Below are 25,187 nucleotides of genomic sequence, written 5' to 3'. Positions count from 1 at the left end.
CATGAAAAGTTTACCCAAATTTACAGCTCTTGCTCTTCTTATTGCATTGACTGGTGGCATTTACTCAGAGTCAGTTTCTGCTGCGCCTAACTATGAAGAAATAGAGAAGCGTAAAGCGGCAAAAACTAAGATCATGGGTGAGCGAGTAGGTAAAAAAGTTGCCAAAGCATTCGAATTATATAATGAAGAAAAAGTCGATGAAGCGATTGCAATGCTTCGCGAACTTGACCCTTCAGATGATTTCGATAAAGCAACGGTTAACCGTTACCTAGGTCAGCTTTATGCTCAAAAGGAAAACTACAGCGAAGCGATTAAATATACGCGTTTAGCTATTGCTCCTGATGCGCTTAACTTTAAAGATCAGGGCGATCTAATGAAGTTACTTGGTGACCTTTTGCTTGGTACTGAAAAGTACTCAGAAGGTATCAAAGCCTATGAAGCGTGGATGGACTTTACGGGTGAAAATGACCCTAAAGTACACGGTCGTATCGCGCAAGCTTATTATGAGTTAAAGCAATATACCAATGTTATTGCTCCAGCTGATAAAGCTATCGCAGGTGTAGAAGAGCCAAATAAACAATATTATCTGATGAAAGTTGCAGCTTACTTTGAATTAAAGCAATTCAAAAAGGCTGTAGAGGTTGGTGAAGAGTTAGTACGTGTTTTCCCAGAAGACCCGAAAGCTTGGACACAACTGGGTGGTTTTTATTTGCAAACCGAAGATTACAGTAAAGGTATGACTGTAATGAAGGTGGCGTATAGCAAAGGTTACTTTGAAAAAGAGAATGACTATAAGATTCTTGGAAGCTTATACTCTTTAACAGAAGATCCTTGGCGTGCTGCTCAAACGTTCGAAAAGGCTATGAAAGATGGCAAAATTGAACGCACAAAGCAAAACGTGACTGCGCTTGCAAGTTATTACCACCAAGCTAAACACATCAGTGATGCTGCTAAATACTATGAAGAAGCTGCAAAATTTGACGATGACGCAGAACTTTATGGAAGAGCAGGTGGCCTTCTGCTGCAAAATCAGCAGTATAGTGCAGCAGTAGTTAGACTAAATAAAGCGTTAGAGCTTGGTACCAAAAAGAAAGGCAGTACCTATGCCGATCTTGCGGAAGCTTACTACTATCAAGATAAGTTCAAGCAAGCTTATGCAGCAATTTTGAAGGCGAAGGAAGATCCTAGTACTCGAAGATTTGCGATTAGCTGGTCGAGCTTTATCAAAGAAAAAGCACAACGTAGGGGTGTTAGCCTCTAATTAAAAAGCCCCGAAAGGGGCTTTTTTGATTTCAAGTTTTAATGTGAAATTATGAAAAAGCATTTATTGTTCAACCTTACTTTGGTCGCGTTTATATTCCTATCCGCTTGTAGTGAGCACAAGCAAGTCGTAAGTTATCAAGAGCTCAGATCTTCTTTAATCTCTCTTAACAATAGTTTAAGTCATTCATCTACGGATAATATTACTGTTTTACCGTTCACCGAGGGCTACTTACAGTTACGCCATGCTTTATTGTCTAGCAGTTTGAACGAACCTGATGTTATGGCACACAAGGAGCTTGACTACTTAAGAATTCAAGAACGATACCCTGAGCGTTACTTACCTTGGCCTAGCAATATCTCGGTGCTTAAAAACGTAAAAGATAAAGTGAGTGGCGAGGAGCTTGAACTGTGGCTTACATTTGTAATAACAAAACTAAAAGAGGCAGACGAAAGTAATATTCGTTTAAACAGACTAGAGCGAGAGGCTTTAATGCTGCAGCTTGAAGATTCGGATATTGACGTACCATCTCGCGCAACTCTATTGGCTTATTTGGATGATTACAAACCAAGAGCTATGCTTGGGCTGCATCAGTTGCCTAATGGGAAAGAGTGGTATCAATCAAAGCTAAATTTTTACGGGGCTATCCAAGAATCGCCTAATAAAGTTTTAGCAATGTTATCAAAAATTGATGAGAAAAATAGTAAGTCAATTGAGCTCAAGATAACGCCGAATACTCAACAGCCTTATATACTCGAGTTATTGCCAACTAACTGCCAAAGAGTGGCTGGGCTTAATTGGCGCGATGGATTTATTAATGTGCCTTCAACTGTAGCAAAATGTACAAAGGCAATAGAGCGGCATAAAGCGCTAATCGTGACTTTGATGGCGGTGGATTTGGGAATTCATTATCAAGGGTGGTCACAAAAGCAAGCATTTGTTGTGCTCAACTCAAAACTAGCGCTGAATGAACAACAGGCACAACAATTGATTGCTAATTTAGTTTATTTCCCTGCAACTATTTTTGCTGCATTTCCCCATTTTTTAGAGCCTTAGTTATACAACTACGGCAGCGTTGGGTTGCTGGATCTTGTTCTAGCAACTCAAACTCAATGGTTTTCTCACAATCACAACAATAACCAAACTGGCCGATTTCCATTTGGCATAATGCCGCTTCGACTTTCATCAACCTGTCATAGAGCGGAAATTGCTCGGGATTTATTTTTTCCATCACAATATCAAGCCACTTATTAGGTGGGTTGATCTCTAAGGTATTAGCAAGGTTATGAGTAAACTCATTGGGTGAAGCTTTTAGCTCTCCTAAAAAATCGCTTCTAAGTGTAGCAAGTTCAGCTTGTAAGCTTTGCTCGTAGTTATGTGTGTTTTCATTCATGGGCGCTCTCCTATCCGACGCCCCATTATCATTTCAGTCAAGCTTCACTGTTATGATTTGAATCAAGGTCTGGAGACATTGCGTATTTCTGCAACACCTTCATGACGTCATCTTTGCTTTTGAGCGTTTTGATTTCATCAAAAAGAACATGCGCTCCGCTATACTGACGTTTCAGATAACTTAACCACTGTTTTGTTCTAGCCGAAAAGTACTTTTCACTCATATTCTCATCCTGATGCATGGAAGAGTGGAGGATATGGTAGACCACGTTTTCCCATGTGAGCGGAGTATAATGAGTTCCGTTAACATGCGCTTTGATTTTTGCTGCCAAATCGGGGGTGGCTAGCGCACCGCGACCAAGCATCAAGTCTTGGCATTGGCTACGTGTTTGGCAGAGTTGTGCATCTTCCACTTGCCAAATTTCACCGTTAGCAACGACAGGAATGGTTAACCTTGATAATAAAGGTGGGATCTTTTCCCAGTAAGCTGGCGGTTTGTAGCCATCTCGTTTGGTACGCGCATGTATCGCCAAACTCGACGCACCACCTTGCTGGACCGCATCGACAATTTCAGTACTATTGGCATCATCGTCAAAGCCAAGGCGTATTTTGGCGCTTACATGATGTTCTTCTGGTACCGCATCTCTAACTGCTTTAATGATTTGATAGATTTGCTCAGGCTCTTTCAGTAAAACCGCGCCGCCGCGGCTTTTATTCACGGTTTTCGCAGGACAACCAAAGTTCAAATCGACACCATGAGAGCCAAGCTTTATTGCCTTTCGCGCATTTGCTGCAAGCGCATGGGGAACCTGACCTAGAAGCTGGACTCGTACCGGTGTTCCGGCTCTGGTATAACCACCATTTAATAGTTCAGGACAGTATCTAGTGAATACTCTGCGTGGAAAGGTGAGATCAACGACGCGAATAAACTCAGTCACACAAAGATCAAAGCCGCCGAGATCTGTGAGCAATTCGCGCATTTTAAAATCAACTACACCTTCCATCGGCGCCAGAACAAGCTTCATGTGTTAACCTTTAGATACAACAAAAATAAAATGGGTCACTGATGACTCATCGAAAAGCGCGACATTTTAGCTAATTGTTTGCTGCAAGTCATCATCAGCCCCTAGTTATCCGCAAATAGCAAAAACACACCTGATGGACTATAACTGGATGTAAATCACAACTTAGCGAATACCACTAAAATTTTTAAACATTTAGCGAAATAAATATGTAGACGTTTGGGTCTACTAATTAAATCTACTAGTTTTGAGAGAGCAAACATTATGAATACCGTTAAAAAGAAATCTATTGCCTTTACTTTAAGCGCTGTTGTTGCGGGCACCGCAGGATTAACCGCGACGGACGCAAGTGCTAATCCATTTAGTTTTGAAACAATGACTGCCGGTTATCAACTTGACGCAGGTGAAGGTAAGTGTGGCGAAGGTAAATGTGGTGGCGACACCAAAGGTAAAAAAGAAGGCAAATGCGGCGAAGGTAAATGTGGTGGCGACGCCAAAGGCAAAAAAGAAGGTAAGTGCGGCGAAGGTAAATGTGGTGGCGACGCCAAAGGCAAAAAAGAAGGTAAGTGCGGCGAAGGAAAATGTGGTGGTGACGCCAAAGGCAAAAAAGAAGGTAAGTGCGGCGAAGGCAAATGTGGTGGCGATGCCAAAGGCAAAAAAGAAGGTAAGTGCGGCGAAGGCAAATGTGGTGGCGATGCCAAAGGCAAAAAAGAAGGTAAGTGCGGTGAAGGCAAATGTGGTGGCCATGCAAAAAGTAAAAAAGAAGGTAAGTGCGGCGAAGGTAAATGTGGTGGTAACCACTAACTAAAGACACTGTTGTGATTGACCCATTAGCACAGCTATCTATGTTAAGGTAAATAACGCTATTGGGTAATTCCAAAGCGAAGCTGCGCAGACAGGCAACCTGTACCATGCGAGCTTCTGATTAGTGTTAAATAATGTCTAAAGTGAGAGAAGTATGGCAATGCAGTTAGGCAAGCTAGGACTTGGTTTACGCCGTGAAATGGTCGATGACGTGCTCAATGCGCCGCCAAAGCAAGTAGACTTTTATGAGGTTGCGCCAGAAAACTGGTTAAAATTTGGCGGCAAGCTTGCAAAGCAATTTCAAGCATTGACGCAACAGCATACTTTTATTTGTCATGGCTTGTCATTGTCGCTGGGTTCTCCCGCACCGCTTGATCGTGAATTTTTATCACAACTAAAAACATTTTTTAAGCAACATAATATCGCTACGTATAGTGAACATCTGAGTTACTGTTCAGGAGATGGTCACATGTACGATCTGATGCCAATCCCTTTTACTGAAGAAGCAATCCATCATACTGCTAAGCGGATCCGAGCAGTCCAAGAGCATCTAGAACGCCGAATTGCTGTAGAAAATGTGTCTTACTATGCCGCTCCTGGACAAGAAATGTCGGAGTTGGAATTTACCCTTGGGGTATTAGCCGAGGCCGATTGTGATTTGCTACTCGATGTTAACAACATCTATGTCAACGCTATTAACCATGGCTACGATGCTGAACAATTCTTAGCGGCTATGCCAAGCGAGCGTATTGCATACGGCCATATCGCAGGTCATTATGTGGAAGCCGAAGACTTACTCGTTGATACACATGGCGCTGAGGTATCTTCACCAGTATGGGGCTTGTTAGAGAAAGCTTATGAGCTGCATGGTGTGTTCCCGACATTGCTAGAGCGTGATTTTAATATTCCTCCCATGGCAGAATTATTGGCAGAAGCGGGACAAATTTCTGCAGTACAGGCTAAATACGCCAAGCGCTTGGAGAAGGTATAGCTATGTCTTTTGTAGAAACTCAGCAGCAGTTTATGGCGCATATCAGAGATCCAGACAATCAACCAGCGCCTGACGGCATAGAAGCTCGGCGCTTAAAAATCTATCAAGAGCTGTTTTTTAATAATGTTGAAGGTTTCGTGAGCAGTGCGTTTCCTGTACTTAAAAGCTTGTATACCAATGCAGATTGGTTGACGCTAATTAGGCTATTTTTCGTTAAGCACGATTGTCATTCGCCATACTTTTTAGAGATTAGCAAAGAGTTCTTGCAGTTTTTACAAACAGAATACGAGCCCTCAGAAGCCGATCCTGAGTTCTTGTTAGAGCTTGCTCACTATGAATGGCTAGAGCTAGATGTGGCAACGACCATTGAAGCAAAAAATGAACTTTCGATTAAAGTACAAGCGCTTGCAGATGTTGAAATTAGCTTGGCAAGTACAGCTAGAGTTGCACATTATCAATATCCGGTTCATCAGATCAGTGAAACCTTTAGGCCAACTAAAACAGCAGGGCAAACGTTTAGCTTTGCACTGTATAGAGACGAAGAGGACGATGTTCAATTTGTCGCACTAAATCCGATGACGGCCCTAATGTTGTCGGTGATTGAAGCCAAAGATGGTATGCAACTCACTGACATTGTGGATATTATCGCGCAGCAAGTGCCCCAATTTACTGTTGAGCAGCTGCAGCAAGGTGCACAGCACACACTAGCTGAATTCGCGGATCTTGGCATTATCAAAACAAAAACCCTTTAAGCCATTGGCAACATCGACTATTATACGGCCTGTTTTTGTCGTGCTTAAACTCGGACTAGGGCGCTAGTCAATGCTTTCTGCTGCTATGCAGTTGGCGCGAGTTGTAAAATTAAAGGTAGTATCTATGTCTAAAGGTGACTTTAAAGATCCGTTCAATGCAAAGTATTTCCTTGCATTTGTTGCTGTATTCGCTGGAATTGGCTGTTTAAACGCGATTCTAGGCTGGGCAACAGCGCTTGCATAAGTCAAGCTGAACGTATTTACCTAGAGGCTGCTTTTCGCAGCCTTTTTCAATTGTATATCGGTATAAAATACTCAATACATTGTTCGCTTTTCCTCCATCCTGACACACAAAGTCACTCAGTCGGTTTCAACCGGATAGAAAATTGTTATAATCTCACTCTTTTGTAATAAACTTAAAGCAAAGCAATTATGACGACAGAGAATATGTCATTGATCAAAAATAGTATCGCGACGGTTCCTAATTACCCAAAACCTGGGATCATGTTCCGTGACGTGACTTCACTCCTAGCAAATCCTGCTGCGTTTAAAGCAACAATTGAAGCGTTCGTTGCGGCTTATAAAGATGGCGGTTTCACTAAAATCATCGGCACTGAGTCGCGTGGTTTTATCTTCGGTGCACCATTGGCGTATGAGTTAGGTATTCCTTTTATTCCAGTAAGAAAGCCGGGTAAATTACCGCGTGAGGTGATCAGCCAGTCTTACCAGCTTGAATATGGTGAAGATACGCTTGAATTACACTCAGATGCGATTGAAGCCGGTGATAAAGTGCTACTTGTTGATGATTTACTTGCAACAGGTGGTACTATTGAAGCAACAGCAAAACTGGTTAAACGCTTAGGCGGTGAAGCCACTGATGCGGCGTTTGTTATTTCATTGCCTGAGCTTGGTGGTGAAAAGAAAATCAACGATCTTGGGATCAAAATCCTTTCACTTGTAGAGTTCGAAGGCGAATAAGCATGAGCTATCAGGTTCTGGCGCGAAAATGGCGTCCACAAAACTTCCATGAATTAATGGGGCAAGAGCATGTTAAACAAGCTCTGGTCAACGCACTCAATGAAAAGCGTTTACACCATGCCTATTTATTCACTGGAACACGTGGCGTGGGCAAAACAACCATTGCTAGGATCTTTGCTAAAAGCCTTAACTGCGAACAAGGCGTTACTTCAACGCCTTGTGGTCAGTGTAGTGCATGTACTGAGATTGAAACTGGTAAGTTTATCGATTTAATCGAAATTGATGCGGCTTCTCGTACGAAAGTTGAAGACACGCGAGAAATCTTAGACAACGTACAATATGCACCAACTCGTGGTCGCTACAAGGTTTATCTCATCGATGAAGTGCACATGCTGTCGAAGCACAGTTTTAATGCGCTCCTGAAAACCTTAGAAGAGCCGCCAGAGCATGTAAAATTTTTGCTCGCCACAACGGATCCACAAAAGTTGCCTGTGACTATTTTGTCTCGTTGTTTGCAGTTCAATCTGAACGCAATGACACAAGGGCAAATAGTTGAACAGCTAGAAAAAATCCTCCCGCTAGAGCAAGTTGCCTTTGATCCGGTAGCGCTACAAACGTTAGCGAAAGCCGCTGATGGTAGTATGCGTGATGCATTAAGTTTGACCGATCAGGCTATTGCACAAACAAGTGGCAATTTAACGGTGCCGGCAGTGCAATCTATGCTGGGACTGATGGATAGTGCTCATGCGGTCATTTTGCTGTCTGCAATTTTATGCCACGACGGTGAAGCCTTACTTGATGCGATTGAAAAAATAGCACTACAAAACGGTAATTTTGTCAGTGTGCTGGACGATTTAATTGCGTTATTGCATGTTATTCAGCTCACTCAACTCGTGCCTAGTGCTGCGCGGTTATCAAATTTTGATAACAACGACATCAAGCTATTTGCCGAGCAATTAGCACCGCAGCAAGGTCAGTTGTTGTATCAACTACTGTTAAATGGCAAAAAAGACCTAAAGTGGGCACCCGAGCCCAAACTTGGGTTTGAGATGGTCATGCTGCGATTAATGGCGTTCGAAAAAGAAATTCATAGTGTAGTGCCTAGCGCACCTGTGAGCCAAGAGACTTCTGAAAAGCAAAGTAAAGTAGGGAATTTACGAGCGCTGTTAAAAAAGCCAACGGAAGATAACGCAACAGTAGCGCCATCACCTCAGGTGCAGCCGACAGCAACACCTACATATGTACCAGAAGCAACGACGCCAGCCGCGCAACAAACAACACAGGATGAGCCAGTGTCGCCAACGCCTGCTGCGCAAAGCCAAGCACCAGTCGACTCTGTGCCGTCTGAGGCGGAGATGGCCAACCAATACGACAGCATTATGTCACAGGCGGTAGAGCAGGGGTTCCAAGAACAAGTTCCTGCACATCATCATGAAAGTGCGCCTGTTGATGATGCTGCATACGCGCAAATGGCATCGCAAAACCAAGAGGATTGGTCTCGACCTGAGGTGCATAACCAAAGCGCTCCAGAACCTGCTGCTACGGCCAGTGTTACCGAGCAGCAAAACCAAGCCCAGTCAGCAATAGCACGAATTTTAAAAAATCGTAATATCTCTGGGGCGGGTCGATTGGTGGGAGCCAATGGTGAGGTAAAAAAGTCTGAGGCGGCTAGTGCGCCAATGCCAATAGAGCAAGCGCCAGCCACGACGGTAACTACACCTGAGTATCAGCCTGAGCCGCAACGCGCACAGCCAGCGGCACCTCGCTTAGCACCAAAAAAGCAAAAGAAAGAAGCGTTTCAAGCGCGCCACAAACCTATTACGGAAAACTTAGCGCCAGAATTGCTAGAGCAGTTATCACCGGTAAAGCAAGATGATAACGAACAAAGTATTCAAGTAGAGATCCCTGCACCGGAAAACTTTGTTAGTCCAATCAGTGACATTAAGTTTGCTCACCAAAGCGACGATTGGGCAAACATGATTGAAAAGATGCAATTAGGCGGCCGAATTCGCCAGTATGCATTACACAGCGTGATAACACAGCAAGGCGCGCAGGTACAATTGCAAGTAGATGCGAGTCAACAGCACTTAGACTCAGCAGTGCTGAGAGAGAAACTAACAGAGAGCCTAAGCGCTTTACTCGAGCAGCCAATCGCGCTTGAGATTAACTATATCGACACGGTAAATAACACGCCGTTTTTGGTACAGCAACAACTAGATGAGCATAGACTTGTCCAAGCTAAAGCGGCGATGCGAGACGATCCTCTCGTCAGCGCATTTGTCCAAGAATTTGACGCAATGCTTGACGAAAATAGCGTTCAGGCATTGTAATTAAGGGCGTTAGCCCTTATCTTTTATCACAGTAAACCAAATTGAAGTATAAGAGAGCAGAATATGTTTAAAGGCGGAATGGGCAACATCATGAAGCAGGCGCAGCAAATGCAAGAGCGCATGGAAAAAGCCCAAGAAGAGATAAAGAGCCTAGAAGTAACAGGTGAAGCAGGCGCAGGTTTAGTTAAAGTAACTATGCTTGGTAGCCACAACGTACGTCGCGTAGAAATCGACGAAAGCCTAATGGAAGACGACAAAGACATGATTGAAGACTTACTAGCCGCTGCGGTAAACGATGCAGTTCGTCGCGTAGGTGAAGAAACGCAAAAGCGCATGTCAGAAGTCACCGGCGGCATGCAAATGCCTCCAGGCTTCAAAATGCCGTTCTAATTTAGAATTCCATAAAAATAGCGCCTTCAGGCGCTATTTTTTTGTTTAAAAAACTCAATTGTATCTGTCATCATTGTTACACATATTTAGACGCACATTAGGTGTCCCATAACTCAAGCATTACTGAAGTCATCTTACAAATAAAAAATAAATTATGATTATGCTTCACCTACCAATCATCAAACCCGCCACAACTTGAATCATCAAAGGTATCCTAACTAGAAAAATCATTATCAAAGCACGAGTTGTGATCAATACCATCGTCTGTGGACGTCACTCCATATGGGTTTCCATTGATATCAACACTGCAACACATTGGTGAGCCATCTACATTTACAGTTGGCTCACTATTAGAAACTGAGTCGTCAGAACCAAACAAGAAGCTAAATAACCCAATGAAAATTACCTTTGTTAACGTCAGGTTGCTGACAAATCACCTCAAAAATGCTAGCTTTTGAAAGCACTTACGTAGTTGTTAGACGTCTACTAGTGCTTGGATGCAAGATCATTAAAACATGTGCTCATGCTTAACTTCATGATAAAGAATACTTATTCCCACATGATTTAAAAAGGAAGTAAAAACACGTATGAACCCAATGAACAAAAAGTCACTCAGCGAAACCGATATCATCACCAAGTACATTATGCCTGCTATCAAAGAAGCTGGTTGGAATGATATGACGCAAATACGTCAAGAAGTGAAGCTTCGAGATGGCAAAGTGGTTGTACGCGGCACTGTAGCTGGTCGAAAATCTGTTAAGTCAGCAGATATTGTTCTTTACCATAAACCTAGTATGCCGTTAGCTGTTATTGAAGCTAAAGCTAATAAACATGAGATTGGTAAGGGGATGCAGCAGGGTTTAGATTACGCTAATTTACTAGATGTTCCCTTTGTTTTTGCTAGTAATGGTGATGGGTTTATATTTCATGATAAAACTAATTTGACACGGCTAGAAACAGAAATTACCTTAGATGAGTTTCCTTCTCCAGCAGAGCTTTGGGAGAAATATTGTGTTTACAAAGGATACACAGAGGAGCAGCTTCCACTTATCACTCAAGACTATTATGATGATGGCTCAGGAAAATCTCTGCGTTACTATCAGCTACAAGCGATAAACAAAACAGTTGAAGCTGTATCATCAGGCCAAGACCGTATTTTATTGGTCATGGCAACAGGCACGGGTAAAACCTATACGGCTTTTCAAATTATCTGGCGTTTATGGAAAGCAAAAGCCAAAAAACGAATTTTGTTTTTAGCTGATAGAAATGTATTAGTTGATCAAACTCGTATCAATGACTTTCAGCCTTTTGGTCAAGCGATGACTAAAATCACAGGCAGAAAAGTAGACCCTGCATACGAAGTTCATTTAGCACTATACCAAGCACTAACAGGCCCTGAAGAAAGCCAAAAAGCATACAAGCAAGTTGACCCAAATTTCTTTGACCTCATCATCATCGACGAATGCCACAGAGGTAGTGCATCAGAAGATAGCGCCTGGCGAGAAATACTCGAATACTTCAACTCAGCGACCCAAGTTGGTCTTACGGCAACACCAAAAGAGACTGACGAAGTATCTAACATCGATTACTTTGGCGAGCCTGTTTATCAATATTCATTAAAACAAGGTATTGAAGATGGGTTTTTAGCGCCATATAAAGTGGTTCGTGTTGATATAGATGTCGATCTACAAGGTTGGCGACCAACTAAGGGTATGGTCGATAAAAACGGCCATGTAATTGAAGACCGTATCTATAACCAAAAAGATTTTGACCGTACAATGATAATAGATGAGCGCACGCAGTTAGTGGCAGAAACCATCACCAATTACCTCAAACGAACTGATCCTATGTCTAAAACCATCGTGTTTTGTAACGACATAGATCACGCCGAGCGAATGCGCCGAGCACTTGTGAACTGTAATCCAGAGCAAGTGGCTAAAAACGATAAGTATGTGATGAAAATCACAGGCGATGACGCAATTGGTAAAGCACAGCTAGACAACTTTATTAACCCTAAAAAGCCTTACCCTGTTATTGCTACTACCTCTGAATTAATGACAACAGGTGTTGATGCTAAAACCTGTAAGCTAGTTGTACTTGATCAAAACATTCAGTCTATGACTAAGTTCAAACAGATCATTGGGCGCGGCACTCGCATAGATGATCGATTTGGCAAGCTCTGGTTTACCATCTTAGATTTTAAGAAAGCCACTGAACTATTTGCCGACGCACGATTCGACGGTATTCCAGAAAAAGTAATAACAACAAAAGCTGATGATATTAACGATCCCGAATCAGACTTTGATGATGTGATTGAAGATACAGAACTAACCATTGGTGATGAACTCAACGGAATTGGAGAATCAGATGCCGATTATGATCCATCTTCAGATGACGTTGAAACCGATTATCCATCAGGTGAAATCGACGGTGATGATTGGGGCGAAGAAGAACAAAAGGTCAATAAATATCACGTCAATGGCGTTTCGGTTAAAAAACTGGGTGAACGTGTTCAATATTATGATGAAGACGGCAAGCTCGTTACAGAATCTTTTAAAGATTACACACGTAAAACTCTCACTAAAACCTTTAGTTCCCTTGATGAGTTTGTAAAACGCTGGGATGAAGCCGAGCGCAAACAAGCTATTATCGACGAACTTGCAGCTGAAGGCATTATTTGGGAAGTTTTAGAGCAAGAAGTGGGGAAAGAATTAGACCCATTTGATATGATCTGCCACGTCGTTTTCGACCAACCGCCTCTAACGCGCAAAGAACGCGCAAACAATGTTAAAAAGCGCAATTACTTCACCAAATATGGCGACCTAGCCCAAACCGTCCTTAACGAACTGTTAAACAAGTACAGTGATGAAGGCGTTGCAGCCATAGAAAGTAAAGATGCCCTTAAAACAGGAAAAGTGGTGGAGCTTGGCCGCCCGTTAGAACTAGCCAAAAAAGGCTTCGGCGGAGCAAAGCAATATGAAGCGGCAATTACCGAATTAGAAAAAGCAATTTACGAAGCTATACCTGAAAAACAAGCTTAACACTAAATATTAAAGTGTTGCCTTACAAAGGCTTAAAAGGTATTCAGTTAGCTAGCAACACAAAATTAGAGAACACAATTTAATGTCAATTAGTACAGTTATAAAATCGATTCAAGACATCATGCGCAAAGATGCGGGTGTTGATGGTGATGCACAACGTTTAGGCCAATTATCTTGGCTACTTTTCTTAAAGATTTTCGACGCACAAGAAGAAGAGCTTGAATTTGAATTAGATGACTATCGCGAGCCAATTCCAGAGCAATACCTATGGCGTAACTGGGCGGCTGACTCTGAAGGCATTACAGGTGACGAATTACTTGAATTTATTAATGACGATTTATTCCCAACGTTAAAAAACTTAACAGCACCAATTGATAAAAATCCACGTGGTTTCGTTGTTAGAGAAGCATTCTCGGACGCATTTAACTACATGAAAAACGGTACGTTATTGCGCCAAGTCATCAATAAACTCAATGAAGTAGACTTTACCGACTCTAAAGAACGTCATTTATTCGGTGATATCTACGAGCAAATATTACGAGATTTACAAAGCGCAGGTAATGCAGGGGAATTCTATACCCCGCGTGCGGTAACACGCTTTATGGTAAATCGTATTGATCCTAAGTTAGGCGAGCAAGTATTCGACCCAGCTTGTGGTACGGGTGGTTTCCTTGCTTGCTCGGTGGATCACGTAAAAAATAACTATGTGAAAACAGGTGCTGATCATAAAACGCTGCAAAGCCAAATTCATGGTGTCGAAAAGAAACAACTGCCGCATTTATTAGCCACAACCAACATGATGCTGCACGGAATCGAAGTACCTGTGCAAGTTAAGCATGGCAATACCTTAAACAAACCACTTTCAAGCTGGGACAGTGATTTCGATGTTATCGTCACCAATCCACCATTTGGTGGTACTGAAGAAGACGGTATTGAAAAGAACTTCCCTGCGGAAATGCAAACCCGTGAAACGGCAGACTTATTCTTACAGCTCATTGTAGAAGTGTTAAAAGATGGTGGCCGAGCAGCAGTAGTATTACCCGATGGCACATTATTTGGTGAGGGTGTTAAAACCAAAATCAAAAAGCTATTAACGGAAGAATGTAATCTTCACACTATTTTAAGGTTACCTAACGGCGTATTTAACCCGTATACAGGTATTAAAACCAACATCCTATTTTTCACTAAAGGCCAGCCAACAAAAGATATATGGTTCTACGAGCACCCATACCCAGAAGGCGTTAAAAACTACTCTAAAACCAAGCCAATGAAGTTTGAAGAATTTGAAACAGAAATTCAGTGGTGGGGTGAAGAAAGTGATGGTTTTGCCAGTCGTGTTGAAAATGAACAAGCTTGGAAAGTCGATTTTGTCGCCAAACGTAAAGCAGCGGAAGCAGATGCCAAACCTCATTGGGACAAAGCAGAAAATACCAAGGCAGAAGCTGAAAAGGTTAAAGCCGAAATTGATTCGCTTAAGTCACCTGATACTGGCATAGACGAAAAAGCCAAGAAACTACTAAAAGAAAAAGTAGATTCGCTAAAAGCTCAACGTGAAGAGCTTTTAAAACGTACCAATGCCGAGCAAGCCCAAGGTGATGCTATTTTTAATGCCATTTTTAATTTTGACATTAAAAACCCACATGTTGGTGAACAAGTGAGCCACGATCCAGATGAACTGCTTGAGCAATATCAAACACAGCAAAAAGATATTCAGCAACTACGTGACCAATTAAAAGGCATTCTAGCAAATGTTCTTTCAACAAATGATGAGGGTAAAGCTTAATGTCTGTAGAAAGCGTTATTACCGAAAATCTCGATGTTTGGACATCGGCAATTAAGACCAAATCAGCTTCTGGCAGAGGTAGCTCAAACAAGCTTGAGCTTTATGGGATCAAAAAACTTAGAGAGCTGATAATTGAGCTAGCTCTGCGAGGAAAGCTCATACAGCAAGAACCTGATACTGTACCTATCAGCGAGCTTATAAATGAGATTCAAGAAGAGAAATCTAGGCTAATTAAAGAAAAAAGAATCAAAAAACAAAAGTCGTTACCTCAAATAGCAAATGAAGAGTATCCATATTCTATTCCTAAAAGCTGGGCATGGGTAAGACTCGGTGATGTAACAAGTTACGGACTTTCATTAAAAGTTGAAGCTAACGATGTAAATGAAAACACATGGGTTCTTGAACTTGAAGACGTTGAAAAAGTAACCTCTAAACTTATTAAAAAAGTTAGATTTTCAGAAAGAAAGTTTAAAAGCTCTAAGAGTGTATTTGAGTCTGGGGATGTAGTTTATGGTAAGCTCCGACCTTATTTAGACAAAGTTATAGTTACGGATGAGCCTGGCGTTTGTACAACTGAAATGATCCCCCTTCGTGGATATAAACACATCCTTCCATCTTTTCTTAGATTGGTTATGAAATCTCCCCAGTTTATTTTATATGCTAATGAATCAACGCATGGGATGAACCTTCCTAGAATGGGCACAGATAAGGCTAGATTAGCTGTCATACCTTTTTGTGTGCCGCAAGAGCAGTCAAGAATCGTAAACCAAGTAGAAAAATTAATGGCTCTTTGCGATCAACTTGAATCTCAGACTGAATCAAATATTGAAGCGCATAAAATACTCGTTGAAACATTATTAGCAACGCTTACCAACGCCAAAGACGCTGATGAGCTAAACGAAAGCTGGCAGCGCATCAGCGAACACTTCGACACCTTATTCACTACCGAAGACAGCATCGACCAACTAAAACAAACCATCCTGCAACTCGCCGTGATGGGTAAATTAGTAAAACAAGACCCTAATGACGAACCTGCTTCAACTTTACTAGCAAGAATGTCAAAAAATAATGAGCAGTTCTTTAATAGTAAAAAGGTGTTACCTAAGAGCGATACTAAAAACGAGCCTTTTGAGCTTCCATCAGGTTGGTCTTTTTGTAACATAGAACAACTCCTAGATCACACTCGCAAAGGTATGATAACTGGGCCGTTTGGTTCAGCGCTGAAAAAAAGTGAGCACAAATTAAGTGGGATACCTGTTTGGGGGATAGAAACTATAAAAAATGGAAAATTTACTGGTGTTAATAAGATTTTTGTAGATAGTAAAAAAGCCGAAGAGCTTAGTTCTTTTAATGCTACTCGTGGCGACTTAATAATTTCCCGTTCAGGAACAATCGATGAGGTGTGTGTAATACCAGATGAAACGGAAGACGGACTAATTTCAACCAATTTGCTACGTGTAACACTTTTAAAAGAGCTTATTGACCCTGAATTTTTTTGTTTTACTTTCAAGGGGAGTGAGATGGTATTGAACAAAATTAAAGATATGTGCGCAGGCACTACTAGATTGTTTCTTAATCAAAAAATACTTAAGGCATTAATCTTTCCAATTCCACCACTTAATGAGCAAAGAAGAATTATAAGTAAGGTTGAAGATTTATTCTTAGCTTGTGAAGAGTTGAAAACTAAAATTGATAAAGCGAAACTCATCCAAAAGAACCTTGCAGATTCAATATCATCTTCATTAGTAAACTAGCCGAATAGTAACAAGGACGTTAAATGAAACTTATTAACGAAAAATATCGTGCACTAAAACCTTCCTTGGATTATTTAACTGATGAAGTGGTTATTGCTCAAGCATGGAAGAAAACACAACAAAACAAAAATAAGGATAAATAGTGAGTGATTTAGGATGGGTTGATTTTTCCTCAGAAGACAGGGAAAGGGTCAGGCACGTGATGGCGATGATGCGAGAGCCTGGAACCTTAGATGAATTAGGTATAGGACAAATTAGAGACGCTTTTGCTGACTTGCTATTTCCTGGTATTTCTACCATTCAAACCCGTGCCAAGTATTTTATTACGGTTCCACGTATTTTACGCGATTATTATGAGCAGTGCTCCGCCAATAAACGGAAAGCGCCTCCTATAGAGTCTTATTTGAAAGACGCAGAAAACAACGTAGCAAAGCGGTTGACTGAAGTTCATGGCGATGACGAAACAGGCATTATTGGCCGCACCCAAATCGATAAGGGAGGCGTTGCCAGAAGGCCGTCTTCTGTTTACTGGAATGGGTTGAGGCAACTTGGCATTATCGACACACAAAGTTCTTTAGCCGAATTCTGCAGGCACTATGGCACTGTTAAAACTAAACCAGATTCAGCGATAAGCGAGTTTGGTGAAGATGATACCAGCAGCCTTAACACCAAGCAGATAGTTCATTTACCCAAAGGCCACTTAGCTAACTGGCAAGAAGACCTCACATTAAATTTAAGTGCTGATGAAGCTAAGTTTTTAGTTAATAAAATTAAGAATGCTAAAAATTTAGAGCACAGTGTGCTTGGGCAACTTTACTTACATGGCTTAACGGATGAAGCCTTGAATTTAAATGATAAATTTGTAAGTGGGTTTACCCAGCTTCAAGCTTTTTTAAAAAAGCAGGATAAGGTTTCTGCTATATGCAAATCAAGGCTTGATGCCGCTGAAGCTTTCAGCTTAGCAATGGAAGGTGCACACCTTCGATATAATATTGTGCTGGCTAAAAACAACGGGTTTGATGAAAAAGTAGCTGAGTACGAAAGTGATTATAATAATTGGGCTGAAATAGCTAAAAAATCCTTACATAAAGACAGTGTAGATAACTGGTTAGATATTGCTGAAATTAAAGCAATCAAGCCTAAAACAAAGACTTTTATTCAAGAATTCATCAAGCAAGTGCAAACAGGCGCTTCTCTCAAAGAAATAGCTACTTTGGTTGAAAGCCAGGCTAAAAATAACAAAAAGAAACGCTCGTTATTATACAAAAAGCTTACTCATCAAGCTTGGGTTGGAATTCAGCGATTGGATTACAGATGGAGCGCAGCGCGACCAATTTTAGCCGATATACAACAAGGATTAGAAAATGCTAAAAGCAGATGAAAACCGCGTTGACTATGGTGAGCAGTTAACACCTCCCTTTATTGATGGTGTGCAATATGAGTTTGATGCCGCTATTGCGACAACATATTCACTAGATTTAGACACATTATTAGCTGCCCCTATCGCACTTTGTTTTAATGAAACACTTGAGGGCGATCTCCGAGGTGAGAAACTAGCGTTATTAGAAGCATTTGGGCAATTAAAAGGACGACTTCGTGTTTTTTATCAAAAGGGTAATATTAAAGTTCCAACGCAGTACAACAAGTTGTTCACACTATTGGAGCCGTGTTTAAGGGCGGTAGTGCCAAGTGGTGGAGAGCACGCTTCCTTTCATCCTAAAGTATGGTTAATTCGCTATAAAGAATCAGGTGGAAAAAAGAGAGCTAATGTAATTTATCGACTTATTGTTTTATCTCGCAACCTTACCTTTGACAGAAGTTGGGATTTAGCAGCTTCGCTTGATGGGAAATTAACGAATACTAAGGTAACGGAATTGGGCACCAAAAGCTGGGCTGATTTTTTCCTCAACCTGCTTAATGAACAGAATGACGCTGAACTAAAAAAGACCTTCAAAAAAGAGCTTCCTAAAATTAGCTGGTCGATAAGTTATGGGCGTAATCCATTGTTATTACCAGGTGGTGGCAAGTTTAATAAACCACTTGATTTACACAATAGCAATGACTCAATACTGGTTGTTTCACCTTTTATAAAAGATTCAGCAGGACAAGTGAAAGCACTTGATTGGTTGGAGACTAAAGCACCTGACACTAAAAGAATGTTAGTCAGTCGCGCTACTGAGCTAAACGAAATTGGGCAAGAAAAATTAAAATCTTGGCAGTGTTACTCAATAAATGACGCCATTGTTGATGGTGCAGAACGAGCTGGATTACCGGAAGAATCCCATGATCTTCATGCCAAGCTTATGATCACTCAACGCGGTGGCACAAGCCATTGGCATTTAGGGTCGGCAAATGCCACAACCGCCGCACTTGGTACAGAGAAAAAACCACCTAGAAATGAAGAATTCATGCTGAGGTTTACGGGCAACACAGCTCAAATCGGCCCACAACGTATTTTAGAGACATGGCTAAGTGATAAAGAAGGCGAAGGCTTGATCGTGCCGCATGAGTTTTCAACCCTACAAAATGAAGCGGAATCGAAAGATTTTGACTTCAGAAAGGTATCTTTTCCTATTATTAATGCGGATTGGCAATTGGAGGCTCGATACAATGATAAAACCGAACTGTATGAGTTAACTCTGTCTCATAATATCGACGATGAGTCTTTGACTCACATTTTAGCCCTTTGTGATATTGAGATAGGCCAGTTAGGTATTGCTGGTGCAAATAAGTCTATATCATCTGAGCTTTATTGGTCGGGTGTTGAGTTGAGCGCTATTAGCGCGTTGATACCTGTGTGTTTGACGTCTAAATGTGAAAGTGACTCACAGCAAAAGAGCCTAATTATACAAGCAAACCTTCATATTGAGGGTGGCGATACTCGCGATAAAAGGGTTTTGTCTGAGTTGCTAGATAATGAAGATAAATTACTGAACTACGTCCGGCTATTATTAAATCCTTATAGCACTAAAGAAGAGTGGCTTGATATTACAACAAGAGCAGCTGGATTAAGTGACGGTAGCGGTGCGAGCCTATTTGAAAGTGCACCGATATATGAACAGTTAATGTTAGCCGCAGCTCGCAACCCGTCAGCACTCAATAGAATTCAAGCTTTACTTGAGAGATTAGAGCAAACAGAAGTTCAAATCCCAGAGCAATTTTTGTCACTATGGAAGCATTTTGAACAAGAGGTGATATATGAGTGATGACGTAATAGCGTTATTGAACCAGTCGCTTTCGAAACTCAAAGATTTTCAATTAGCAACCGTGCACCAAGTGATGAGCAATTTTGTCGATAGTGGTCACTCAGGAAGAGTATTAGTTGCCGATGAGGTTGGCTTAGGTAAAACCGTTGTTGCAAAAGGTGTAATAGCTGAAATGCTCAAAGCAAGGTTGAATCAATCACCTTTTAAGCCTTTAAGGGTAACGTATATCTGCTCTAACCTAACACTTGCTAATGAAAATATAAGGAAACTAGCTGTATTTGATGGGACTGAGCACGAAAAATATGTATCAGAGCCTTCATTTAGCCGTTTGACTGAATTAGCTATAAAGGATAGCCAAAATGATAATGACGCTAATAAATTATTAGAAGTCTGCTCCCTCACCCCCTCTACCTCATTTACTCTAACTCAGGGGGATGGCACTCACTGGGAACGCTTTATTATTTATCAATTGCTTTGTAAACATGACAGTTTATCAAAGTATAAACGTAAGCTAAGTAAGTTGTTTCGAGGCTATTGTAGTAGTAACACTTGGGAGAGCAATCAAGATTGGTTCGACAAAAATAAAACGCTTGATAAATGTGTATTACACTCGTTTCATCAACAACTTAACGCTCAATCAGACTATATCGAAAGTGACTGGGAGATAGCGCAAGATAGTAGCTGCCTCTCAATTATTGAAATGGTTTGCACTGATCAAGTTAAGTGTGAACACCCAAATAGATTGCGCTCTTATTTGAGGAGAGTGCTTGCTAGGTGCTGTGTTCAAAACCTAAAGTCTGATTTATTTATATTAGATGAGTTTCAGAGGTTTAATAGCCTTCTCGACACCAATGAAGACAATGAATTATCAGTTATTGCCAGAGGGATTTTTTCTAAAGAGTCGGCAGCTAAATTATTATTGCTCTCAGCTACGCCATTTAAAGCTATGTCTAAAGTGGATGAAGAAGAAACCCAAACCGCTCATGTTGATGAATTAAGGTATTTACTTAATTTTTTAAGTAAAAAAGATCATAACTTTTTAAGTCAATATGAATACAACAGGGAGAAGCTTCATAGCGAAATTATTAGCCTGCGTGATCCGAGTAAATGCCCAAGCAGTTTGATTTCAACTCATAAGGACAATATTGAAAACTCACTTAGTTCATACATATGCCGCACAGAGCGAGCACAGATCGTCGATAAGGCAGACTCAATAGTTTGCTTTAGAAAAGGCAGTGAACAAGCTACTGAATGTTTAGCAAAGTTTGATGGAAATGAAATTCTGGCATTTAAAGAGTTAGTTCAAATAGCAGAAGAGCTGAATAAGGTTAATAAGAAAAGTCATTCAAGCTACTTATTAGAGTACCAAAAGTCGGCCCCTTGGGCTTTGTCATTTATGAATGGCTATCAATTTAAAAATCATATTGATGATTCATTACAAAAACACGCACCTATATCAAAGGCAATAAAACAGTCGAAAATGAGTTGGCTGTCACGAGATTTAATCCAGTCATATAAATTAAATTTGGCTAAGCAAGGTTCGAACGCAAGGTTCAAGGCTGTGCTTGATACTTTTTTTGACGGCAATGGCGAAGAATTGCTGTGGGTTCCGCCGTCAAATCCGTATTACCCGTTAGAAGGAAGTTTTAAAAATCAACAAGGTTTTAGTAAGTCGTTGTTGTTCTCTGCATGGGCAATGGTGCCAAGGGCGCTAAGCGGTTTGATATCTTATGAAGCTGAACGCAGATTGCTTGAAGGTAGAAGAGGCGTAACTAAGGAGTATTATCGATCAAAAGAGCATGTACCTAAGATTAGATTTGATGGTAAGTCAAACCTTGTTGCATGGTCTTACATTTACCCTAGTCGAACACTGGCAAATATTGAGTTTTCTTATGATGGTAAAACTCTCGATGAGCTTGTAAACGATGTGAGCAAAAAGATTAAAAGCCAGTTTTGGGCAAAGCTCAAGTCCTATGAAAACAAAGGAAAGAAGTCTAAAACACATTGGTATGCCGTAGCGCCACTACTTTTAGATATGTTAAATGGATACCAAAATGACGTAGATGACTGGCAGGTTGATTTTGAAAACAGGTTATCCGATGGCAGAAATAAAGGTCGCTTAGATAGTATCCGGCACTTATTTGATTTGATTGAAGGAGGTGAGTTAGGAAAACTCCCTAAAGACCTTTTTAACTATTTGGCGCAACTTGCAATTTCAGGCCCTGCTGTATGCATCGTTCGTTCGTTAGCAGGTCAAGATTCACATAATCACTTAGTTGATATAAGTGAGAGCGCATTGGGCTTTGTAAGTTTGTTTAATAAACCTGAGTCAGAAAGAGCGATTAAAAAACGCTATTACAAAGCACCTTATTGGCAAGCCGTTATCCAATATTGCGCAGACGGTAACTTACAAGCGGTGGTTGATGAGTATTTTCATTTATTGATTGGCTCTGGGCAAAATAGTAGCGAAGCGTTATCAAAATTAAACAGTGTGTTAAGTACAAACACGGTTTCTGTAGGTTGTCATTTTCACGAAGATATTGCCCTCAAGAAGAGTGAAGGTTCGTTAGGAGAAAAGTCCACGTTAAGATGCCATTATGCTGTTCCTCTTGGTAACCAAAAAATGACGGATGAAAAAGGTATGGTTAGGGTGTCTCATGTTCGTGATGCGTTTAACTCACCGTTTAGGCCCTTTGTGCTGAATTCAACATCTATTGGGCAGGAAGGGCTAGATTTTCATTGGTATTGCAGTCGTATAGTTCATTGGAACTTGCCATCAAACCCAATCGACCTTGAACAGCGAGAAGGTCGTGTAAACCGCTATAAATCGTTAGTTGTTCGTAGGCGACTTGTAGAAAGGTTTAAAGATGAAGTTAACTCAAGCTACCAACACTCTTGGGATAAGTTGTTTGAGTACGCTGATCAACACACAAAAAACGAAAGGCTTAGTGATTTGGAACCATATTGGCACTTGTCTTCAGGTAGTGCTCAAATAGAGCGCATTGTGCCTTTGATGCCAATGAGTAAGGACTTAATCAAGTTAAATGAATCTTTGAAGGTGCTTTCGCTATATCGCTTAGCATTTGGGCAGCCAAGACAAGAAGAATTAATAGACAACCTTTTAGAAAGAAGCTTTACAGATGAAGAAATTGAAAACATTAAGTATAAGTTGGTGGTAAATCTGTCACCTCTAGTTCATTCTAAGAAAACTAAGACAAAGCTTGCTTCATAAATGCTCTAAAACAGGATACCAAATAGATACCAAAAAATTAGAAATAAGGTACGTTTATCAGTTATGAAACTTGTCGAAGAAACGAAGAATACGGCTTTCATAACACATCAGCACTTATAAGCGATTATGGTCATTAGGCTTTAAGATGCCGTTCTATTTTTATGTTGAACTCGAGCACGCCGAAATCAATAGGGCAGCTGCGAAACATGGGATTATATTACGCTTTTTCATAAAGTTTCCTTTGAAAATTATCTAGATAACGCTATTAAGTAGCTACAAGTTCTGGCTAGCACTCTCATACAGTCAGAAATTAAATGTAATTTTATAGTTGATTTTGCAAGGTGGTAATTACACTAAGTTACGCGCTATTACAGCAATGCAATGTTGAGTAGCTACATTTAGACCGCAAAAGTAAGCCCTGAACTATGTGACAGGTGTTAAACGAGCTCCCTTTAACAGAAATTTTTTGGGTTATCTTGAGACCGCATAATTTTACTAGTGAGCTGCATAACATGACAGGATCAGCTACAGATATCGAAGTGAAGTTCACGAGTATGATTGAACTGAGCATCAAGAAAGTTGAAATAGATGATGAAAAACGGTCTAATAGGCCATAAAGGATACGATGTTAGGTCAGGGAATGAGCGCAGCTGTAACGATATAGCTTATAAATCAACGCAAGTGAAGTCGCTCGCCTTAATCTATTCTCGCCACTTAAACAACATCTACCTTGTAGGTCGAACTAGTTTAGTCTGATCCAATAACGCGTTATGCATACTACACATATATAATTTATAAAATCATTCCAGCAAAAAGGAGTTGCTCGTGATAGTTAAATACATTTTCACTCTGATTGGTTCCGCACTGTTAATTGGGTCTCTTTTTATGTACAACAGTACCCAAGATTTCCTAAACCGTGCAATCATTACCGAAGGCACAGTGGTAGACCTTATTCGTTCCCAGTCTGAAGACTCGGATACCTATGCTCCTCTCGTTAAATTCCGCACCAAAAATGGCGAAATAGCGGAGTTTGTGTCCTCAACTGGGGGCGGTCCTAACAGATATTCAATAGGAGAGGTTGTAAGCGTCGTTTATCTAGAAGATTCAATCGAAAAAGCTGAAATTAACGATACTTTCTCGCTTTGGGGCGGGGTTATGATCTTAGCTGGAATAGGCTCCGTATTTTTTCTAATTGGACTTTCAATTATCTTATTTGGCGCGTCAAAAAATAAGAAAGTGAAGTATCTAAAGGAAAAAGGGACACCAGTGGTGGCTAAGTTTCAGAGTGTTGAAGTTAACCGTAGAATAGAGTTTAACGGCAAAAACCCTTACCAAATTTGTGCACAATGGAGAAACCCAGCAACATCGCAATTGCATATTTTTAATAGTGATAATATATGGTTTGATCCAACCAATCACATAGACCGAGAAGAGATAACGGTGTTAATTGAAAAAGGAAACCCGAGTAAATACCACGTGGATATTTCATTTCTTCCAAAGGTCGCGTCTTAATCTTATGAAAGTGGATGGATCGTAACTACAACACTAAGTATGTAAAGTTCACGTGGGCTGAGTTTGCAAATCTATTCGAAATAGCGCTTAATAAGGCGCTATTTTTGTCTGTATATGGAAGTAAGATGAGTAAACGTGCACTGGTTTTTCCGCCCAATTTTAAGTTGGTTTTGTACGCGATGGCGGTGATGTGCCTCGTACAGGTGTTGGGGGGGATTTTTGGCTTACCCGTCTATCGTTTTGGGATTGTACCGCATAATGTGCATCATTTGAGTGGTGTGTTAACCGCGCCTTTTGTGCATGGTAGTTGGGGGCATTTGCTGAGTAATTTGCTCGGCTTAAGTATTAGCGGCTATTTGGCTGCAAGATTACCAAGGTTTAAGCGAGCTACTTTTTTTATTGTGGTTGCTACAGGGCTGTTGGTTTGGCTGTTTGCTGGGCATGCTAATCACATTGGTGCATCAGGCATTGTGATGGGGTATTTTGGCTTACTGCTGGGTGCTGCACTATTCAATCGCGATGTGCTTGGCATTGTTAGTTTTATAGCTCTGCTGGTATTGACTTACTATGCCAATATTAGCTTTTTAGCGACGTTATTTGATTTTTCGGCGCAGACGAGTAGTTCAAGCCATATTTTTGGGTTTTTAAGCGGATTATGCGGGGCATACTTAACCAAGCAAAAGCGTATTGCTCGGCGTTAAAGCAGCATAACCTACCAGTGACGGCAGGTTATGCTTTG

The 25,187-nt window shown here is 40.9% G+C and carries 18 protein-coding genes; 16 read left to right on the top strand and 2 right to left on the bottom strand.

The window, feature by feature from the left end:
* The first annotated feature begins 1 nt into the window (after window position 1).
* Together B1L02_RS10560 and B1L02_RS10555 are read left to right on the top strand one after the other, a co-directional pair.
* Window positions 2-1,261: a hypothetical protein gene (locus tag B1L02_RS10560; protein WP_088530980.1), complete on the top strand. Its 1,260-nt coding sequence runs from the start codon at window positions 2-4 to the stop codon at window positions 1,259-1,261.
* Window positions 1,262-1,312: 51 nt separating this feature from the next.
* A complete protein-coding gene (locus B1L02_RS10555; RefSeq protein WP_223192040.1) occupies window positions 1,313-2,317 on the top strand; it encodes a hypothetical protein in 1,005 nt (334 codons plus the stop codon).
* On the opposite strand, the gene B1L02_RS10550 is transcribed toward B1L02_RS10555, so the two are convergent.
* Window positions 2,280-2,654, bottom strand: a complete 375-nt coding sequence (locus B1L02_RS10550; protein WP_088530979.1) for a TraR/DksA family transcriptional regulator — start codon at window positions 2,652-2,654, stop codon at window positions 2,280-2,282. The genes B1L02_RS10555 and B1L02_RS10550 overlap by 38 nt on opposite strands.
* A 37-nt stretch (window positions 2,655-2,691) precedes the next feature.
* Entirely contained in the window at window positions 2,692-3,678 is a 987-nt protein-coding gene (locus tag B1L02_RS10545) for a tRNA-dihydrouridine synthase (protein WP_088530978.1), read from the bottom strand.
* A gap of 261 nt (window positions 3,679-3,939) precedes the next feature.
* Between B1L02_RS10545 and B1L02_RS10540 the strand changes: the two genes are divergently transcribed.
* From B1L02_RS10540 to B1L02_RS10475, 14 genes are all read left to right on the top strand, one after another.
* Window positions 3,940-4,479 carry a hypothetical protein gene (locus B1L02_RS10540; protein WP_088530977.1) on the top strand — a complete coding sequence of 180 codons (540 nt, stop codon included), beginning with the start codon at window positions 3,940-3,942 and terminating at the stop codon, window positions 4,477-4,479.
* A 154-nt stretch (window positions 4,480-4,633) separates the two neighbouring features.
* Window positions 4,634-5,470, top strand: a complete 837-nt coding sequence (locus B1L02_RS10535) for a DUF692 domain-containing protein (protein WP_088530976.1) — start codon at window positions 4,634-4,636, stop codon at window positions 5,468-5,470.
* Between the two features lie 2 nt (window positions 5,471-5,472).
* On the top strand, window positions 5,473-6,222 hold the full coding sequence (locus tag B1L02_RS10530) for a DNA-binding domain-containing protein (RefSeq protein WP_088530975.1): 750 nt from the start codon (window positions 5,473-5,475) through the stop codon (window positions 6,220-6,222).
* Between the two features lie 432 nt (window positions 6,223-6,654).
* The gene (apt, locus tag B1L02_RS10525) at window positions 6,655-7,200 is read left to right on the top strand and encodes an adenine phosphoribosyltransferase (protein WP_088530974.1); all 546 of its coding nucleotides are present in this window, start codon (window positions 6,655-6,657) and stop codon (window positions 7,198-7,200) included.
* A 2-nt stretch (window positions 7,201-7,202) separates the two neighbouring features.
* The gene (gene dnaX, locus B1L02_RS10520; RefSeq protein ID WP_088530973.1) at window positions 7,203-9,530 is read left to right on the top strand and encodes a DNA polymerase III subunit gamma/tau; all 2,328 of its coding nucleotides are present in this window, start codon (window positions 7,203-7,205) and stop codon (window positions 9,528-9,530) included.
* Window positions 9,531-9,593: 63 nt separating this feature from the next.
* The gene (locus B1L02_RS10515) at window positions 9,594-9,920 is read left to right on the top strand and encodes a YbaB/EbfC family nucleoid-associated protein (RefSeq protein WP_010368987.1); all 327 of its coding nucleotides are present in this window, start codon (window positions 9,594-9,596) and stop codon (window positions 9,918-9,920) included.
* A 587-nt stretch (window positions 9,921-10,507) separates the two neighbouring features.
* Window positions 10,508-12,961 carry an EcoAI/FtnUII family type I restriction enzme subunit R gene (gene hsdR, locus B1L02_RS10510; RefSeq protein WP_088530972.1) on the top strand — a complete coding sequence of 818 codons (2,454 nt, stop codon included), beginning with the start codon at window positions 10,508-10,510 and terminating at the stop codon, window positions 12,959-12,961.
* A gap of 82 nt (window positions 12,962-13,043) precedes the next feature.
* A complete protein-coding gene (locus tag B1L02_RS10505) occupies window positions 13,044-14,744 on the top strand; it encodes an N-6 DNA methylase (RefSeq protein WP_088530971.1) in 1,701 nt (566 codons plus the stop codon).
* Window positions 14,744-16,498 carry a restriction endonuclease subunit S gene (locus B1L02_RS10500; protein WP_088530970.1) on the top strand — a complete coding sequence of 585 codons (1,755 nt, stop codon included), beginning with the start codon at window positions 14,744-14,746 and terminating at the stop codon, window positions 16,496-16,498. Before B1L02_RS10505 ends, B1L02_RS10500 begins: the two co-directional genes overlap by 1 nt.
* Before the next feature lie 142 nt (window positions 16,499-16,640).
* Window positions 16,641-17,879, top strand: a complete 1,239-nt coding sequence (locus B1L02_RS10495) for a DUF6361 family protein (protein ID WP_151208243.1) — start codon at window positions 16,641-16,643, stop codon at window positions 17,877-17,879.
* Window positions 17,863-19,704, top strand: coding sequence for a phospholipase D family protein (locus B1L02_RS10490; RefSeq protein WP_088530968.1), 1,842 nt, complete (start codon window positions 17,863-17,865; stop codon window positions 19,702-19,704). The genes B1L02_RS10495 and B1L02_RS10490 overlap by 17 nt, the downstream gene beginning before the upstream one ends.
* Window positions 19,697-22,936: a DEAD/DEAH box helicase gene (locus B1L02_RS10485; protein ID WP_088530967.1), complete on the top strand. Its 3,240-nt coding sequence runs from the start codon at window positions 19,697-19,699 to the stop codon at window positions 22,934-22,936. The genes B1L02_RS10490 and B1L02_RS10485 overlap by 8 nt, the downstream gene beginning before the upstream one ends.
* Window positions 22,937-23,761: 825 nt before the next feature.
* Window positions 23,762-24,448, top strand: a complete 687-nt coding sequence (locus B1L02_RS10480) for a DUF3592 domain-containing protein (RefSeq protein WP_088530966.1) — start codon at window positions 23,762-23,764, stop codon at window positions 24,446-24,448.
* 14 nt (window positions 24,449-24,462) lie between these two features.
* Window positions 24,463-25,149 carry a rhomboid family intramembrane serine protease gene (locus tag B1L02_RS10475; protein ID WP_223192041.1) on the top strand — a complete coding sequence of 229 codons (687 nt, stop codon included), beginning with the start codon at window positions 24,463-24,465 and terminating at the stop codon, window positions 25,147-25,149.
* Window positions 25,150-25,187 lie beyond the last annotated feature (38 nt).

The sequence above is a fragment of the Pseudoalteromonas piscicida genome (genome assembly GCF_002208135.1).
Classification (GTDB): Bacteria; Pseudomonadota; Gammaproteobacteria; order Enterobacterales; family Alteromonadaceae; genus Pseudoalteromonas; species Pseudoalteromonas piscicida_A.
Note: the sequence above shows the minus strand (reverse complement) of the source record. Positions and strands in the feature narration are given on the sequence as shown.